Here is an 18,628-nt window from a genome sequence, read left to right on the forward strand (position 1 = left end):
TTCTTTTCGTTATTTTTTGATTAATGATTCGATGAAACTGAGATCCATAAACGTAAAGTCTCTGAATATGTATTTTGCTTCGTGCAGGACGGATGCTTCTCCAATTCCGATGCTCGTCATGCCGGCAATGTTCGCTGCTTGAATTCCTGCTACGGAATCTTCAAAGACGATGGCATTTTCATTGGCAATGTTCAGTCCTTTGGCGGCTTGGACAAATACTTCTGGATCGGGTTTGGCATTGGTCACGTCGTTGCCGTCGATAATGACATCAAAATAACTCATGATGCCCGTCTTTTCGAGAATCGGCCGCGCATTTTTACTGGCTGAACCTAAAGCTATTCCTTGGTTGTGTTCTTTTAAAAATTGTAATACAGGGACAACTCCAGGCAATATTTCGCTGTAATCAATGTTGACCAGATAAGACAAATAATCCTCATTTTTCTGAACGAGCCATTTGTTTTTATCTTCCTGTGAGGCCTGAATGTTGCCTAATTCTAATATAATATCTAATGAACGGATGCGGCTCACGCCTTTTAGGTTTTCGTTGTGTTCTGGGGTAAATTCGATTCCGAGTTCGCTGGCTATTTTTTGCCAAGCAAGGAAGTGGTATTTTGCGGTATCCACAATCACGCCGTCGAGATCGAATATGAATGCTTTTTTGTTCATTATCCTATAATAACTTTTTTATCATTGATTAAAAAATTGCTTAAACCACCGAGGATAAGCGATATTCCGGCTAAAATCATCGGCGCGATACTGCTTTTGCTGATCTGTTCTGACAAGAAATTAATCCCGCCTAATGCCGCTATAATTTGTGGAATCACAATGAACATATTGAAAAGGCCCATCATCATGCCCATTCTTTTTTCGTCCACAGAACTGGAGAGCATGGCGTATGGCATTGAAAGGATGCTTCCCCAAGAAATACCGATTAGAATAAATGAGACATTCAGAAGCGGTGCTTGTCCGAGTCCCATCAGTAAGAATCCGACACCTCCGGCAACCAATGAAAACATATGGACCAATCTTCTGTTTACGGTTCTTTTTGCCGCATAAAAAGTGAGTAACAAAGCAAACACCATCGAAGAAAGCCCGTAGATTCCCATTGCAGAGCCTACATTATCTGAGGCCGTTTGGAACGCTTTGTTAGCTATATTGAAAGCCTGCTCTTGTGCAGGAATTGAAAAGTCATAAGAGGCCTTGTCAGGAGCGGGTGCTTTGTATACATAGTCAGTGAGCGCGGGCGTTGCCATGCTCCACATTGTAAAAAAAGCAAACCAACTGAAAAACTGGATCAATCCGAGTTTTTTCATCGTGACAGGCATGTTTTTTAAAGAGAATAAAAAATCATGCACGAAGCGATTTTCTTTTTTCTCCTTTTTAAAAGTTTCTAAATCCTTTGGCGGGTATTCTTTGGTTTTCATTATCGTGTAAAGGATACTGATCAGGAAAACCAGAGCGCCGATACCGAAGGCTATTTTTACATATTCTGGAACAACGCCCGCGGGTGCTTCTTCAGTAAATCCCATTTTGTTGACCAACCAAGGAAGGTTTGAGGCGATCCAGGTTCCGATTCCGATAATGAGTGTCTGAAGCACAAACCCATATGATCTTTGTGTTTCCGGAAGTTTGTCGGCTACCAAAGCGCGGAATGGTTCCATGCTGATGTTAATCGAAGCATCGAGAATCCATAAAAAGCCTGCGGCAATCCAAAGAGTTGATGAATAAGGTACAAAAAATAGCGCAAACGAACTTAAAATGGCGCCTAAAAGAAAATAAGGTTTACGCCTCCCATACTTAGGATGCCAGGTATTGTCGCTTAGGTAACCGATGATAGGTTGTACCAAAAGCCCCGTTAAAGGTGCTGCTATCCAAAGAGCTGGGATGTCGTGTGGTTCTGCTCCGAGGGTTTGAAAAATTCTAGACATGAATCCGCCTTGCAGAGCAAAACCGAATTGTATCCCCAGGAATCCGAAACTCATGTTCCAAACTTCCCAGAAACCTAATTTACGCTTTTCCATTATCGTAATTTAATGATTCAATACGATAAGCGCTTTGCTTATCAAAACTTACTATTATTTTCGAAGTAAAGTATAAGTCTTGATAATTCGGGTGTAAATATATGTTATTTTTCTTTTCAAAAAAGAAATGTTGAAAATTATCGATGAAATACCATTTGTCCAGGAAAGCTTTCTATTGAAGCGCCGGCGTTGATTCGCGTTGCACCAAATGCGTTTCGATGACTTCGGTTTTGTAGTGCTCTTCTTCCTCTTCTTCTGATTCCAATCTTTCGATGAGCATCTGCGCGGCCTTGTTGCCCATTTTGATGCCGTTCTGGCTTACTGTGGTAATGCTTGGTGAGGAATAGTTTGAAATAATTCCGTCGGTGAAGCCAATGACAGCAATGTCTTCAGGTACTTTGAGATTTAGTTTTTTCGCCGTTTTTATGGCGGTTACGGCAAACAATTCGTTAACGGCAAAAATAGAATCGAGTGGGTGGTTTGTCATTAATTTTTCGATTTGTTCGGCACAATTGTCAATGTCTTCAATTTTTACGATTAGATTTTCGTCGATGGCAATACCGTTACTTTTCAAGGCCTTGAGATAACCTTCAGTTCTCAATTTCCCAACACTTACGTAATCTACGGTGGTGATAAGTCCGATTTTTTTGAATCCGTTATTGATCAAATCCTGAACGGCTTCATAAGCGGCGAGACTGTCGTCGATGATCACTTTATCACATAAAATATCGTTGGTTACGCGGTCAAACATTACTACCGGCATGCCCTGATTGATGACTTCGCTGATGTGGTGAAAATCTTTTTTAAGTTGTGTTTCCTTAGATAAGGACATGATAAAACCATCGATGCTCCCGTTGGCAAGCATTTCCATGTTAATAACCTCTTTATCAAACGATTCGTCGGAAAGACAAACGATGACATTGTAGCCTTTTTCGTTTGCGATATGTTCGATTCCGCTAATGACCGTGGCGAAAAAATGATGCACGATTTCAGGGATGATGATGCCTATGGTCTTTGTTTTTTTGTTCTTAAGACTTAGTGCGATGAGATTGGGTTTGTAATTGTACAGTTTGGCGAAAGCCTGCACTTTTTGTCGGGTATCTTCACTGATTTCAGGACTGTCACGCAATGATTTTGAAACGGTAGAAATGGAAACGTCTAATTCTTTGGCGATTTGTTTTAAGGTAACTTTTCTTTTCATGTGGGCGTTGTGTGTAAAATAGGATTTTCAGAATAAAGATAATTTATATTTTGATTAATGGAAATTTAATCCTTAAAATAATGCGTAATCGGGAAAGTTTTCAACACGAAAACGTTTTCGGCAGACAATTAACAGGCGTTTCCAAAATAAAACCAAAAATTTACTTAAATTTAACGTTTCGAAGTAAGGTATAAGCTCAAAAAACAAACTCTAACTTAAACAAAATGTATGAAAACAATTTACAAAAAGTTGTTATTTTTAATGCTTCTCCTGCCATTTGGTGTCTTTGCACAAAGCACTTTTGAAGGGACAGTTGTTGATAAGGTTTCAAACCAACCAATTCCGGGCGTCAACGTCCAGATTCAGGGAGCTTCCAACGGTACCCAGACCGATTTTGACGGGAAGTTCAAATTACTAAAAGTAAAAAAAGGCGATAAAATTGTGTTCTCTTACATGGGTTATACAAATTACACCATTACTTATGATGCTCAGAATAACCTCACGGTAAAGTTGGAGGAAGAATCCAATCAGCTTCAGGAGGTTTTGATTCAAGTAGGATACGGGTCTGCTAAAAAGAAAGATGCGACGGGTTCTGTCACATTGATTAGTTCCAAAGATTTCAACAAAGGGCCAGTATTGTCAGCCGATCAGCTGATTGTAGGAAAGGCCGCGGGGGTCAGAATTACAACCGAAGGCGGACAACCAGATGCTAAACCTAATATTAGAATCCGAGGAGGCGCGTCTTTGAGTCTTTCAAACGATCCGTTAATCGTGATTGACGGAGTTCCTATCGACAACACAAATCCTGCAGGAGTTTCTAATCCGTTTTCATTAATCAACCCTAACGATATTGAGAGTTTTTCGATTCTTAAAGATGCATCTTCTACTGCGATTTATGGGTCAAGAGCGTCAAATGGAGTTATTATTATAACCACCAAAAAAGGAAGCTCGGGAGCGCCTCAATTCAATTATTCAGCTACAACTTCAATTAGTAATTTGCCTAAATCCAAACAAATACAAATGATGGATGGCCCTACGTTTACTAATTTTATACAAAAAAATCATCCTCAATACACCTATCTACTCGGTATTGATGACCCAAACACTCCCTTAAAAGATTCTCCAGGTGAAGACAATCCTGCTACACCTCAAATTGAGGGAAGAATTTTATCCAACACGGATTGGCAAGACTTGATTTTTAGGACAGCATATTCCTACGAACACAATTTTAGTGCTCGGGCTAATTTATTTAAAAAAATTCCTTTCAGGGGTTCTATTGGTTATGTAAATACCGAAGGATTGGTCAAGACCAACGATTATGAAAGAGTTTCAGGGTCCTTAAAATTAACGCCAATGTTATTTAAAGATCATTTAAAAATTGATGTTAATGCAAAATTGTTGCGGGCGAGAAAAAATGCTATCGATGCAGATGGTGCTATTAGTTCAGCCGTTAATATGGATCCTACCAGACCTGTATATGGAGAAAGTCCTGACAATCGTTTCGAGGGTTATTACCAAAATACTAGATTTGATAATGTTTCTGGGCGATACAATCTTGATGGACAAACCAATCCTTTGTATCTGTTAAATGGCAGAAGACGACCAGAAATAACTACCAAACTTTTAGGAAATATCGAATTTGATTACAAGCTTCATTTCTTTCCAGATTTAAGAGCGGTATTAAATTTAGGTATTGAAGCTTCTAGAACTTCTATAGACGAGATTTATACTGGTAATGCGATTTCAACTTATAAGTTTGTTCAAGGAAATAATAATTCTTCAACCAATTATGTATTTAATCCAGGCACAAATTATAAGGAAAACCAAACAATAACTAATAAAACCATGGATGCTTATTTAGCGTACTCTAAAAAGTTATCGGGATTTGTTAGCAAGTTTGATGCTCAAGCGGGTTATTCTTATCAGAATTTTGTGAACGATGGTAATAAAGTCAACTATGAATATGATGCTAATACAGGATTAAGAATTGAGAAAATTGATCTTGTGAACAGAAACAACAGATATTATAACGTGAATAATTTGCAATCATTTTTTGCAAGGTCTAATGTTGATTTATTAGAAAAGTATCTCTTCACCTTAACCCTAAGAGCTGATGGATCATCTTTTTTTAGTCCTGAAAAAAGATGGGGTTATTTTCCGGCAGTTGGTTTTGCATGGAAAGTTAATGAAGAAAAATTCTTAAAGGATTCCAAAACTGTTAAAGAGCTTAAATTGCGTTTAGGTTATGGTATTACAGGACAACAAAATATTTCTGGGATTGCAAAAACTTTTTATCCTTACACGCCATTTTTTGGATTGGGAAATTCAGAAAGTCAATATCTGCCCGGAGCAACAACCTATTATGCTAAGCCATTTGATCCAACTTTAACATGGGAGAAAACATATACGTACAACGCAGGAATTGATTTTTCTTTGTTTAAGAACAATATGATTACGGGTTCTTTTGATGTTTATAATCGCATTACTAAGGATCTTTTGGCTAGAGTACCTTCTATTACTGGTCAAGCTTTAACTAATGAATTTGTCAAAAACGTTGGGCAATTGTCTAATAGAGGTTTCGAATTTTCGATGGCTGTAAAACCAATAGATAAAGAAAATTTGACTTGGCAATTGAATGGTAACATCGCCCATAATTTAGGTAGGGTTGATGATTTGCGAGGAAAGAACAATCTTGTTGCTGATGAATCAAATATTCCAACTTCGACAGGAATTAAAATAGCCCGATATGTTGTCGGAGAACAACCATATACTGCTTGGGTCTATGAACAAGTTTATGATCAAGCCGGAAACCCAATTGTTGGCGCTTACGTAGATAGAAACGGTGACGGAGTTATTTCTGACAAAGACAGATATGACGTAGCTTTGAGACCTAATTGGACTTTTGGATTTGGTACGAATTTCACCTATAAAAAGTTCGATTTAAATGCTAGTTTTAGAGGGCAAATAAATGGAAAAATATACAATACAAGGAATTTGGTCGTTACCAATATAGACCATGCTTTACCTGGAAACAGTAATAGTTTAAATAACATGTTGGATGCAGCATTACCATTTCAAAATATTCAAGAACCAATTCCTACTTCCGATTACTTTTTAGAAGACGCTTCGTTCATACGTTGTGAAAATATTACTTTGGGTTACAGATTTCCAAATATTACCAAAGGAAGCACATTGAAATTATTTGTGTCTGGAACCAATTTATTCATAATAACTAAATATTCAGGTCAAGATCCTGAAAATTTTAATGCTATCGATAATAACTTTTATCCAAGACCTAGTGTATATAGTTTTGGAGTAAACTTAGATTTTTAAAAATATGAAAAATTTTAAATTTAGAATAATGGCATTAAGTTTAATGCTTTTATTACTCAGCTCATGTGTTAATGACTTGAATACTGAACCAAAGGTAGAGCAAACCTTAGAGAGTATTATAGCAAATGATCCAAATGCCGTTGCAGGATTATTGTCTAAAATATATGGAACGTTTGCATTGTCTGGTCCTGATGGTCCAGCTAGTCAAGACATTGTCGGCCCTGATGCCGGAGAAACAGCTTTTTTGAGAGGTATCATTAATTTGCAAGATTTTACTGCTGATGCAATGAAAAATCGATGGGGAGATGACGGTTTAGATCAATTAACTACAGCATCAAACTGGTCTCCTAGCAATAAATTTTTTAGATATCTTTACGACAGGGTATATTTTACAGTCCCAAATTGTAATAATTTAATCATTGCTTTAAATAGTACAAATGTTTCTGGTAAAGAGCAATATATTGCGGAGTTACGTTTTTTAAGATCTTTGGCTTATTTCTATATGATTGATTGTTTTGGGAAGGGTGTTATTGTTACTGAAGAAGATTTAGGGTCGCTTGTTCCGAAGCAACAATCAACAAGAAAGGAAATGTTTGAATATGTTGAATCCGAATTACTCAGTGTGGAATCTAATCTGCCTTTAACAAACACGTATGGAAGAGCCAATAAGTCAGTTGCCAGAATGCTGTTGGCTAAACTTTACTTAAACGCGAAAGTATATACTGGTCAAGAGCGTTATGATGATGCCGTAGTATATATAAAAAAGGTAATTGATGAAGGTAATTTTTCATTAGCGCCAAATTTTGTAAGTGTTTTTTCTGGAGATAACAATACTTCACCTGAAATTATTTTTCCATTAATTGCAGATCCTTTGGTGAGTAAAAGTTATGGTAATTCTACATATTTAATTAACGGAAGTATTAGTGCCGATACCATGACTCCGAGTATTTATGGCATCAATGGTAATGGATGGCAAGGTCATCGTGCTACCAAAGCATGGTATGGTTTATTTGGTAATACACCTCAAGAGCTTGAATCTTCAAGCGATGATAGAGCACATTTGTTTTGGTCAAATTATTCAGATTCAAATCCTGACAAGAGACATAGTTATGAGATGAATGATTACAAAAAATGGACGGATGGCTATCCATCAACAAAATTTAGAAGCACCAATTTTAATGGGCCACAAACCAACACTGATTTTTCGGGAACTGATTTCCCATTGTTCAGATTAGCCGACGCTTATTTGATGTACGCAGAATGTGCCGTTCGAGGAGCAAGTAATGCATCTCTTACTGAAGCCTTAGGCTATGTGAATGACATAAGACGCAGATCTCATGCTGCTGAAATTTCAGCAGGACAAATGACTTTAGATTTTATTTTGGATGAAAGAGGCAGAGAATTAAATTTTGAAGGTCATAGAAGAACTGATTTAATTCGTTTCGAAAAATTTGCAGGAGGCTCGTATTTATGGCCTTGGAAAGGTGGTGTAAAAGAAGGAACTTCTATTTCTCCAAATTATAATTTATTTCCTATCCCTACAACGGCACTTCAAGCAAATCCTAACCTAACTCAAAATCCAGGATATAATTAATATTTAATTAAACTTAAACATGAAAAACATATTTAAAATATCGATACTATCTTTTGTGTTAGCATCCATAGGATCGTGCACAGATGACAAAGATCCGGTTGTGAGTACTAATGGGTTTGCACTTCGCAAAGACGATTCGGTAATTGCTCCTACGGTATTTTCAGAAGCAAACAAAACCGATACATTTGCGAAACTTAGTTGGGATAGAAGTAATTACGGAATGCCTACTGTAGCTACTTATGCGGTTTATATTTCTGATCACGATCTTGATCCTAATTTTGAGAATGGCGTAGAATCTACTGCTGAACTCAATACAGATGTAGCCGATGCAAGAACCGCGGAATTTTCAGTCGAGGAATTTAACAATTTGATCAACCGACTTCCTTCCTTCACTTGCAATCAGATGAATATTGATATCAGGGTGAAATCAAAATTAGGAAATAGTAGCAATGCGGTATATCAATACTCAAACCCTATAACGGTTGCAGTAAAAGGTTACCCTAAAAGCCTTCCAATACTGGCATTTGTAAAAGATTCAGGTGATCCGACTGCTGCGTCAAAATTAGCAGCTTCAGATTATACCTCATCCTCTAATTATGAAGGCTATATGTATCTTGAAGCCGGAAATTATACTTTATATCAACCGAATGCTTGTGGTGATTTTACATCACCTACGATTTACGGATTAACTTCAGGGTCAATAGGCGGAACAGGTAGCTTTGTGGTAACCACTGCAGGGCATTATTTTGTAAAAGCTAATTTATCATCTAGTGCCAATACTGATACTGGAGTAGCTGCAATGTCTTACGTGATTACTCCGTTTACTTCCTTTGGTATTTTTGGAGCCGCGAAAGGATTACCAACCGGGGCTAATAGAGCGATGACGTATAATTCAACAAATAAAAAATGGGAATTAACCTTTGATTTATTTAAAGGCAGAAAATTCAGATTTAAATCGGTTAACGGAACAGCTGGAGTTTCTGTATTAGGAATGTCAAGTCCGAATCAACTTATTGAATTTCCATTAACAGCAGCAACGGGTGGTGATATTCGTGTTCCAGGAACCGACGATGGGACCAAGCAAAAGTATGATATCAAAATAGATACAAACAACCCAAGGAATTATACTTATGAGTTGGAATTAAATCCAAATTAATTGTAAAAAAACGCTAATAAAAAGGGCTGCTATACAACAGCCCTTTTTTAACAAACACTGCTATGAAAAAAAATATTTTATTAAGTTTAATTATTGCTTTGTTTTCAACAGCAATATTTTCTCAGGTCACCATTTCTCCTGCCAGTTTTAATGTAACGGATCAAATTACAATTACGGTATCTTTTGCCAGTGCGCTCTGCAATGGTATGGGTGCCGCCCCCGCTAAAGTATATATGCATGCAGGAATTGGGAATGATACTAATGCTTTTGGTTATTCCGTTGTAGGGAATTGGGGTGTAGACGATAGCGTAGGTCTGATGACCAATAATGGCAATGGTACCTGGAGTATCACGCTAACACCAAGCACGTATTTTACGGGTTTTGACGCTACAGAACAAGCCAATGCTACAAAGCTAGGGATGGTTTTTAGAAACGCCACTGGAACACAAACCTTGAAGAAACCAACAACATGTTCGGATTTTATATTCAATGTCGGATTGTTTCAGACAACCTTAGCCACGCCGCCAGTAAACAGCACAACCATCATTAACTCAGGAGGCAGCAGATCGGTACAGGCATCCAATACCAACGGAGTGGCAAGTTATAATCTGAAAGCTAATGGCGTATCAATTAATAGTGTTCCAAGTGCTACTTCTTATAGTTATACTCATACAGGCATTACCCAAAACACAAATTATGATCTAGAAATCGTTCAAGGGGCATCAACCCAAGTTAAGAAGTTTTATGTGATAGTCGATCCAGGAGTCATCTCTGAGGCATTGCCTTCAGGAACGCTTGAAGACGGGATTAATTATAATACATCAGATGCCACGAGAGCCACTTTGGTTCTGACAGCACCGGGCAAAGATTTTGTCTATGTCGCTGGAAGTTTTAATAATTGGCAACCCGATATTAATTATGCGATGAAGAAAGACCCGACTTCTGGTAAATTCTGGTTAGAAATCTCAGGATTGACGCCGAATGTAGATTACACCTACCAATATTGGGTAGTCGATAATACACCGATAGCCAATTCCCCTAAATTAGTGAAAACAGCCGATCCATTTTCTACTTTAGTGTTGTCGCCATTTGATGATCCTGGAATTCCCGCCATCTCTTATCCTAACTTACCAGCTTATCCGGCAGGTCAGGAAAGAGAAGTAACTGTGCTGAAAACCGGCCAGACGCCTTACAACTGGCAAGTCACTAACTTTACAAAACCTAAAAAAGAAGATTTGGTAGTCTACGAAGTATTGGTCAGGGATTTTGATTCGCACAGAAATTTCCAAGATCTTATTGATCGTATCGATTATTTCAAAAACTTAAAAATCAACGCCATCGAATTGATGCCCGTCATGGAATATGAAGGCAACGAAAGCTGGGGTTACAACACCTCTTTCCATTTGGCTTTAGATAAATTTTACGGGCCTGGAAGCAAATTAAAAGAATTTATTGACTTGTGCCACCAAAACGGTATTGCAGTGATTCTCGATGTTGCGTTAAACCATGCATTTGGAAGAAACCCGATGGATAGAATGTGGATGTCAGATCCTGATGGTGACGGTTGGGGCGGTCCGGCTTCGGATAATCCTTACTTTAATGTTATTGCCACGCACAGTTATGGCGTTGGTAATGACTTCAACCATTCTTCAGAATACACAAGATATTACGTGAGAAGGGTCATCAAGCAATGGATTCAAGAGTTCAAAATTGATGGTTTTAGATGGGATTTGACCAAAGGATTCACACAGAATGCAACAGGTAGCGATGCGCTGACCAATCAATACCAACAAGATAGAGTGGATGTGCTTAGGAGTTATGCAGATTATTCATGGAGTTTGGACCCTTACCACTATGCTATTTTTGAACATTTGGGTGCTGCTAACGAAGAGCAACAATGGGCCAATTACAGAATTAACGGAGAAACCGACGGAATCAGTAAAGGCGTCATGATGTGGGGAGAATCATATACTGCCTACAAAGATTTAGCCCGAGGAGCAGGAACTAGTATTGCAGGTATTGGTGCAGATTCAAGAGGGTTTGCTGCCAAACGATTGATAGGTTATCCCGAAAGTCATGACAAAGACAGAATCATGTACGAAGCCAAAACATTCGGTGTAGCCGGAACGACTTCGCCTTTAAATAATTTGAACAATGCCTTGGGAAGAATGTCTGCTATTGGCGCAACGTCAATTTTAGTTCCTGGTCCGAAAATGATCTGGCATTTTGCAGAATTGGGCATGGATGATTCGATCTGGACTTGCAACAATGGCATTGTTAATTCGGATTATGACGGTGGAACGCCAGCCGGAGATTGTAAACTCGATACCAAACCACAACCGCAATGGACCAACAACTGGTTGAATGTTCCTCTGAGAGCACAAATCTACAACGACTGGACGAGGTTCATCGATTTGAAAAAGACCCAGCCTGTGTTTGAAGGAAGCTATTCTTTCAGCCCTGATGGCAACAACCTCAAACAAAGAATATACATCTTCGATACGTCATTGCCAACAAGCGAAATTAGAAATGTTGTCATTCTCGCTAACTTCTCAACAGAATCGCAAAACATCAATCCTAATTTCTACACCACTGGAACCTGGATCAACCTTATGGATAATTCGCCATATTTGGTGAGTAATGCAACGGCACCAATAACAATTCCTGCCGGGCAATTCAGAGTATTTGGGGATCACCCCGCAAACTTGAATAACGATACTTTCGAACTTAGTGACAGTGTATTATTATACCCAAATCCGTCAAACGATTATTTTTCGGTGAATACCAATACGACAAAAGTTCAAGTGTATTCAATTTCAGGACAATTGGTAAAAAGTTTTGACCAACAACCTGACGGATTTCAGTTTAATATCGCCGATTTAAAAACCGGTATCTATATGGTAAAAATTACAGACAGCAACAACCGATTGAAAACAACAAGATTGGTGAAGCAATAAAAATTAAGTTAAGTTGATTATTTAAAAGCCTTCCTGAATTTTCAGGAGGGTTTTTTGTTTTAAATTTATTTCTTCAGCTGAACTAAAATGTTAATTTTGTCCCATGGAAAAGCCGAAACGCAATCGAATTTTAAAAGCATTGAAGATTACAGTAATTACATTTTGTACATTATTGCTCATGATGTTTTTGTTTCCCATCGTATTTCCTGGGAAAATTGCGCAGGAAGTCAAAACTTTTGCGAACCAAAAACTCGATGGAGAACTCAACTTTTCCGAAGCACAACTTTCGTTCTTCAATCATTTTCCGTCTTTAACCCTTACCTTAAAAGATTTCAAACTCAACGGTTCCGCACCGTATAAAAATGAGACTTTGATTTCCGCCAATGAAATTGCTTTCGGCATCAACGTCAAAAGCCTGATTTTCGACAGCCAGGTCAAGATTGATAAAATTTTCCTTTCAAATGCTTTGATGAATGTTCGCGTCAACGAAAAAGGCGAAGCCAATTACAACGTTTATGTTTCCGAAGACGAAAAGCCATCTGAAAGCAATTCCAACACGTCTTTGAAACTCGAGAAAATCGACATCCGCAACAGCCATTTGGTTTATAACGATCAATCGACCAAGATTCTGATTGATGCCAAAGGATTCAATTATGTCGGCAAAGGCGATTTAGACCAATCGGTTTTTGATATTTACACAGAAGCCGAAATTGATTCGTTGAATTTCACTTACGACCAAAAAGCCTATTTGCTCAACAAGAAGATCAAAGCCGATCTGATTACCAAAATCAACACGACTTCGCTAGCTTTTGTGTTCCAACAAAACAACCTTAAAATCAACAAACTGCCTGTACAGTTTACCGGAAAATTCGATTTCCTTAAAAACGGCTACGACATGGATTTTAAAATAGATTCGCACGACAGCCGTCTTAACGATTTTTTTACCGCATTGCCGCCGGAATACGTAACATGGTTGGAGAAAACTAAAGTAAAAGGTAGCACAAGTCTGGCGTTGTCGCTCAAAGGCCAATACATAGCCTCACAACAGAAAAGCCCCGATTTGCAGTTCAACATGAAAATCCGCGACGGCCAGATTGAATATAAGAACGCACCGTTTCCCGTATCCAATATTTTCCTGAATTTTGACACCAAACTGCCCGGACTTAATCCGGATCGCGTTGAAGTAAAGCTTGATTCGCTGTTTTTCAATGTTGGCAAAGATTATCTCAAGGCCATCGTGAACTCGAAAGGATTGCAGAAACCGCAAGTCAACGCCAATGTTCAGGCTTCATTAGATTTAAAGAAACTTGACCAAGCTTTCGGCTTCGAGAATATGACGCTTCAAGGTTTGTTAAAAATGAACGTCAAAGCCAACGGCACTTATGACAAAGCCAAATCGATATTTCCCGTGACCAAAGGAACAGTGAGTATGAAAGGCGTTACGATTCAAACGCAATACTATCCGCATCCGATCCAGAATATCAATCTTTTGGCGTCGATATCCAATGGCAACGGAACGTTCAAAGAATCGAAACTCGTCATCAATCCGGCTTCGTTTGTGTTCGAAGGCAACCCTTTTTACCTCAAAGCGAGTTTTCAGGATTTTGACGATGTCGCTTATGATGTCAAAGCTAAAGGCACGGTTGATGTGGCGAAAGTCTACAAAGTGTTTGCGTTGCAAGGATTGAATGTTACGGGTTATGTGAAAGCTGACGTGGCTTTTCAAGGCAAACAAAGCGATGCAATGAAAGGCAATTACGCCAAACTGCACAACAGCGGGACACTCGAACTTAAGAAAATCAAAACCACTTCTGAATATCTTCCGAAACCGTTTATGATCGATGAAGGTTTGTTTACGTTCAACCAGGACAAAATGAACTTCTCGAATTTCCTCGCCAGCTATGGCAAGTCGGATTTTAAGATGAGCGGTTATTTGCAGAATGTGATCAATTTTGTGTTGTCGGAAAAGGCGGTTTTGAAAGGGAAATTCAATCTGGTTTCAGATTACATCAACGTAGATGAATTCATGTCGAATGTAGCGGCATCGCCAACTTCGTCAACAGCGCCAACAAGCGGAACGGCTTCAAAAACAACAGAAACAGGCGTAGTTATCATTCCTCCGAATTTCGATTTACAATTCATCGCCAACGCCGCCAAAGTTGATTTCAACGAACTCAACTTAAAAAATGCCAAAGGCGATTTATCGATTGCGCAAGGTAAAATGACGCTCAAAAATACCGGTTTCAACATCATCGATTGCCCGGTCAATATGGATATTGTTTACGGAAGCGAAACGCCAACGAAAGCTTTTTTTGATTTTAAAGTCAAAGCCGAGAATTTCGATATCAAGCGCGCTTATAACGAAATTAAAATGTTCCATGATATGGCTTCAGCCGCTGAAAGTGCCCAAGGAAAAGTGTCGCTCGATTATAAAGTCGGAGGCAAACTCGACGGCAATATGCAGCCGATTTATCCATCACTTGTGGGTGGCGGAACTTTATCGGTGAAAGAAGTCAAAATGAAAGGCTTCCGAATGTTCGGCGCCGTGAGTGATAAAACGCATACCAACGCCATCCGAAATCCTGATGTGACGAAAGTTGATATTAAGACCACCATTAAAAACAACATTATCACGATTGAACGGTTTAAATTCAAATTCGCTGGTTTCCGCCCAAGGATTGAAGGCACTACAAGTTTCGATGGCCAGCTCAACATCAAAATGCGTCTTGGATTGCCACCGTTGGGCATTATCGGAATTCCACTGACGGTGACCGGAACCAAAGATGCGCCGAAAGTGAAATTGGGCAAAAAAGGAGAAGACATCGAGGAAAAGGAATATACAGACACGCCTGCGCTGACAACTCCAGCTGCAACGCCAGAATCTGCTCCGGCAAAACCTTAGATTTTCAGACACGCTTCGCTTTGGACACGCCTGCGGCTTTAGACACGCTGCGCTTTAGACACGCTTCGCTTTGGACACGCTTCGCTTTGGACACGCTTCGCTTTGGACACGCTTCGCTTTTGGATTATTAGACTTTAGAAATTTCTTGTTTTAAAATCGGATGCCTAGCCCTGATGGTAGTGGTTATCCTTTTGTGGAGTTGTTTACTTCGTCAGTTCGCTGCGCTCGTGTGCCGCAAAAGATTACCTCACTTGATTTTTATTTTTTAGCGGAGTTCGGTCAGTTCGCTTCGCTTGAGTTAAGCGTATAGCAGGTTCCCGGCTCCTGAATAATTAAAACCGCAAACGCGTCTAAAGCGCAGCGTGTCTAAAGCCGCAGGCGTGTCTTGAGCGCAGCGTGTCCAAAAGTCTCAAGCGAAGCGTGTCTTTTTTCAAAGATTCATCCCTAAAAGTTTCCTTTTTACATTCAGACTTTTACCTTTGCAAGTCGGAATTAAATCCAGCTACAATGAACAAAAACAGTAAAAGAAGAGAAGCTTTATTATACCACGCCAAACCCACTCCGGGAAAAATTCAAGTCGTTCCCACCAAAAAATACGCTACCCAAAGGGATTTGTCTTTGGCTTATTCGCCGGGCGTTGCGGAGCCTTGTCTTGAAATCGCGAAGAACGTTGACAATGTCTATAAATATACCGCAAAAGGAAACTTAGTTGCCGTAATTTCCAACGGAACTGCGGTTTTAGGTTTGGGTGATATCGGTGCTGAAGCATCAAAACCCGTGATGGAAGGCAAGGCTTTACTGTTCAAAATTTTCGCTGGCATCGATGTGTTTGACATCGAAATCGGAACCAAAGACGTAGACGCTTTCATAGAAACTGTAAAAAATATAGCGCCAACTTTCGGAGGCATCAACCTCGAAGACATCAAAGCGCCAGAATCGTTTGAAATCGAGCGCCGTCTTGTTGAGGAACTCAATATTCCCGTGATGCACGACGACCAACACGGAACTGCGATTATTTCTTCGGCTGCTTTGCTCAATGCTTTAGAGTTGGCCAATAAAAAAGCTGAAGATATCAAGATGGTCGTTTCAGGTGCCGGTTCAGCCGCTTTGGCTTGTGCTGATTTGTACGTATTGCTCGGGGTGAAACCTGAGAATATTTACATGTTCAACAGTAAAGGTTTGCTCACGAAAGACAATCCGGCACTTTCTAAAATGCAGCTAAAATATGCGCGCGACGTCAAATCAATTTCACTAGAAGAAGCGCTTGTTGGTGCCGATTTGTTCCTTGGTTTGTCTTCCGGAAATCTGTTGACGCCCAAAATGCTACTAGGCATGGCAGACAATCCGATAGTTTTTGCAATGGCCAATCCGGATCCCGAAATCGCATACGAATTGGCGATGGATACGCGGAAAGACATTATCATGGCTACGGGAAGATCAGATCATCCGAACCAAGTCAATAATGTGTTGGGTTTCCCTTATATTTTCCGTGGTGCTTTAGATGTGCGTGCGACCAAGATCAACGAAGCTATGAAAATGGCTGCCGTTCGTGCTTTGGCTGCGTTGGCAAAAGAAAGCGTGCCGGAACAGGTTAACATTGCTTATGGTGAAACTAAACTGGTGTTCGGCAGGGAATACATCATCCCAAAACCTTTCGACCCGAGATTGATTACGACTGTGGCGCCGGCCGTGGCTAAAGCCGCTATGGATTCTGGTGTCGCGTTAAATCCGATTCAGGATTGGGAAGAATATAAAGAAGAATTATTAGAGCGTTTGGGTTCAGACAATAAAATGGTGAGGTTGCTTACGAACCGCGCCAAAACCGATCCTAAACGTATTGTTTTTGCAGAAGCCGACCATCTCGATGTGCTTAAAGCTGCGCAAATCGTGCTCGAAGAAGGTATCGGATTTCCGATTTTGTTGGGTAATAAGGAGTTGATTCTCGAACTTAAAGAGGAACTTGGTTTTGAAACCGAAGTGCCGATTTACGACCCGAAAACTAAAGAAGAAGACCAACGAAGATTGCGTTATGCAGAATTGTACTGGAAAACCAGACAACGCCGCGGTATTTCCTTGCTCGATGCTCAAAAATGGATGCGCGAACGCAATTATTTCGCTGCCATGATGGTCAATGAAGGCGAAGCGGACGCTTTGGTCACAGGATTTTCGAGAAGTTATCCATCGGTAGTGAAACCTATTATGCAACTTATTGGGAAAGCGCCGGGAATTTCTTTGATCGCTACGACAAATATGATGATGACCAACCGCGGGCCGATGTTTTTGTCTGATACGGCGATCAACCCTAATCCATCTTCGGATGATTTGGCGAAGATTGCTTTAATGACCGCCAAAACCGTCAGAATGTTTGGTATGGAACCAGTGATTGGGATGGTTTCGTTTTCCAATTTCGGCTCGTCTTCTGATACTAGCGCTTCAAAAGTGCGTGAGGCGGTAGCCTACCTTCATAATTATTATCCGGATTTAATTGTTGATGGTGAAATTCAGGCAGATTTTGCGTTGAATCCTGAAATGCTGCAAGCGAAATTTCCATTTTCTAAACTGGCCGGAAAGAAAGTCAATACGTTGATATTCCCTAATTTGGAGTCCGCGAACATTACCTATAAATTGCTAAAAGAGCTCTACAAAGTCGATTCTATCGGGCCAATTATGATGGGCATGGGCAAGCCGGTGCATATTTTCCAATTGGGTGCCAGCGTAGAGGAAATGGTCAATATGGCGGCTGTGGCTGTCGTAGATGCTCAGGAAAAAATAAAAAGAGTCAAGAATTTAGAAATAAAATTTTAACACCTCAAGGCATAAACCCTCCCAATTAAAGTTTTTTGCTATATTTGGAACTACTTTACGACAATAATGATAGCACATATTCAAGGAAAATTAGTAGAAAAAACACCCACAGAAGTGGTCATCGACTGCGGTGGTGTCGGATATCATATTAATATTTCTTTGCACACTTATTCGCTGCTTCCGCAAACTGATCATATCAAGCTGTTTACGCACCTCCAAATCAAAGAAGATGCGCACACTTTGTTTGGATTTGTCGAAAAATCAGAAAGAGAAATTTTCAAAATGTTATTGTCGGTTTCGGGAATCGGTGCCAGCATTGCAAGAACGATGTTGTCGTCGCTCGAACCTAAGCAAATCATTCAGGCCATTGCGGTGGGTGATGTAGCCACGGTGCAATCCATCAAAGGGATTGGCGCGAAAACAGCCCAACGGGCCATACTCGATCTCAAGGATAAAGTGTTAAAACTGTATGATTTGGATGAAGTTTCCATTTTGCAAAACAATACAAACAAGGATGAAGCGTTATCTGCTTTGGAAGTGCTGGGCTTTAACAAAAAATTAGCAGAAAAAGTAGTCGATAAGATTGTTGCCCACGATTCGGATGCTACGGTAGAATCAATTATTAAACAGGCTCTAAAAAATTTATAATACTTGAAAAC

General features: G+C 39.7%; 10 protein-coding genes. 7 read left to right on the forward strand and 3 right to left on the reverse strand.

Annotated features, from left to right (window positions below):
• Window positions 1-9: 9 nt before the first annotated feature.
• From pgmB to Q0058_RS06570, 3 genes are all read right to left on the reverse strand, one after another.
• A complete protein-coding gene (gene pgmB / locus Q0058_RS06560) occupies window positions 10-666 on the reverse strand; it encodes a beta-phosphoglucomutase (protein ID WP_298222110.1) in 657 nt (218 codons plus the stop codon).
• Window positions 666-2,021, reverse strand: a complete 1,356-nt coding sequence (locus Q0058_RS06565; protein WP_298222112.1) for an MFS transporter — start codon at window positions 2,019-2,021, stop codon at window positions 666-668. The genes pgmB and Q0058_RS06565 overlap by 1 nt, the downstream gene beginning before the upstream one ends.
• A gap of 172 nt (window positions 2,022-2,193) precedes the next feature.
• Complete coding sequence (locus Q0058_RS06570) at window positions 2,194-3,222, reverse strand: LacI family DNA-binding transcriptional regulator (RefSeq protein ID WP_298222114.1); 1,029 nt, start codon at window positions 3,220-3,222, stop codon at window positions 2,194-2,196.
• Window positions 3,223-3,450: 228 nt separating this feature from the next.
• Between Q0058_RS06570 and Q0058_RS06575 the strand changes: the two genes are divergently transcribed.
• The 7 genes from Q0058_RS06575 to ruvA all read left to right on the forward strand — a co-directional run bounded on the left by Q0058_RS06575 (window position 3,451) and on the right by ruvA (window position 18,617).
• Complete coding sequence (locus Q0058_RS06575) at window positions 3,451-6,555, forward strand: SusC/RagA family TonB-linked outer membrane protein (RefSeq protein WP_298222117.1); 3,105 nt, start codon at window positions 3,451-3,453, stop codon at window positions 6,553-6,555.
• A 4-nt stretch (window positions 6,556-6,559) separates the two neighbouring features.
• Window positions 6,560-8,149, forward strand: a complete 1,590-nt coding sequence (locus tag Q0058_RS06580; protein WP_298222119.1) for a RagB/SusD family nutrient uptake outer membrane protein — start codon at window positions 6,560-6,562, stop codon at window positions 8,147-8,149.
• A gap of 19 nt (window positions 8,150-8,168) precedes the next feature.
• Window positions 8,169-9,305, forward strand: coding sequence for a SusE domain-containing protein (locus tag Q0058_RS06585; RefSeq protein ID WP_298222121.1), 1,137 nt, complete (start codon window positions 8,169-8,171; stop codon window positions 9,303-9,305).
• 62 nt (window positions 9,306-9,367) lie between these two features.
• A complete protein-coding gene (locus Q0058_RS06590) occupies window positions 9,368-12,262 on the forward strand; it encodes an alpha-amylase family glycosyl hydrolase (RefSeq protein WP_298222123.1) in 2,895 nt (964 codons plus the stop codon).
• A gap of 103 nt (window positions 12,263-12,365) precedes the next feature.
• Window positions 12,366-15,164, forward strand: coding sequence for an AsmA-like C-terminal region-containing protein (locus tag Q0058_RS06595; protein WP_298222125.1), 2,799 nt, complete (start codon window positions 12,366-12,368; stop codon window positions 15,162-15,164).
• A gap of 507 nt (window positions 15,165-15,671) precedes the next feature.
• Complete coding sequence (locus Q0058_RS06600) at window positions 15,672-17,969, forward strand: NADP-dependent malic enzyme (protein WP_298222127.1); 2,298 nt, start codon at window positions 15,672-15,674, stop codon at window positions 17,967-17,969.
• 66 nt (window positions 17,970-18,035) lie between these two features.
• A complete protein-coding gene (gene ruvA / locus Q0058_RS06605; RefSeq protein WP_298222129.1) occupies window positions 18,036-18,617 on the forward strand; it encodes a Holliday junction branch migration protein RuvA in 582 nt (193 codons plus the stop codon).
• The last annotated feature ends 11 nt before the right edge of the window (window positions 18,618-18,628 follow it).

The organism is Flavobacterium sp., from assembly GCF_027484705.1.
Taxonomy (GTDB): Bacteria; Bacteroidota; Bacteroidia; order Flavobacteriales; family Flavobacteriaceae; genus Flavobacterium.

Coding starts and splice junctions, on each gene's coding strand:
- Q0058_RS06595 (WP_298222125.1), top strand. CDS start 12,366: ATGGAAAAGCCGAAACGCAATCGAATTTTAAAAGCATTGAAGATTACA.
- Q0058_RS06575 (WP_298222117.1), top strand. CDS start 3,451: ATGAAAACAATTTACAAAAAGTTGTTATTTTTAATGCTTCTCCTGCCA.
- Q0058_RS06580 (WP_298222119.1), top strand. CDS start 6,560: ATGAAAAATTTTAAATTTAGAATAATGGCATTAAGTTTAATGCTTTTA.
- pgmB (WP_298222110.1), bottom strand. CDS start 666: ATGAACAAAAAAGCATTCATATTCGATCTCGACGGCGTGATTGTGGAT.
- Q0058_RS06585 (WP_298222121.1), top strand. CDS start 8,169: ATGAAAAACATATTTAAAATATCGATACTATCTTTTGTGTTAGCATCC.
- Q0058_RS06590 (WP_298222123.1), top strand. CDS start 9,368: ATGAAAAAAAATATTTTATTAAGTTTAATTATTGCTTTGTTTTCAACA.
- ruvA (WP_298222129.1), top strand. CDS start 18,036: ATGATAGCACATATTCAAGGAAAATTAGTAGAAAAAACACCCACAGAA.
- Q0058_RS06565 (WP_298222112.1), bottom strand. CDS start 2,021: ATGGAAAAGCGTAAATTAGGTTTCTGGGAAGTTTGGAACATGAGTTTC.
- Q0058_RS06600 (WP_298222127.1), top strand. CDS start 15,672: ATGAACAAAAACAGTAAAAGAAGAGAAGCTTTATTATACCACGCCAAA.
- Q0058_RS06570 (WP_298222114.1), bottom strand. CDS start 3,222: ATGAAAAGAAAAGTTACCTTAAAACAAATCGCCAAAGAATTAGACGTT.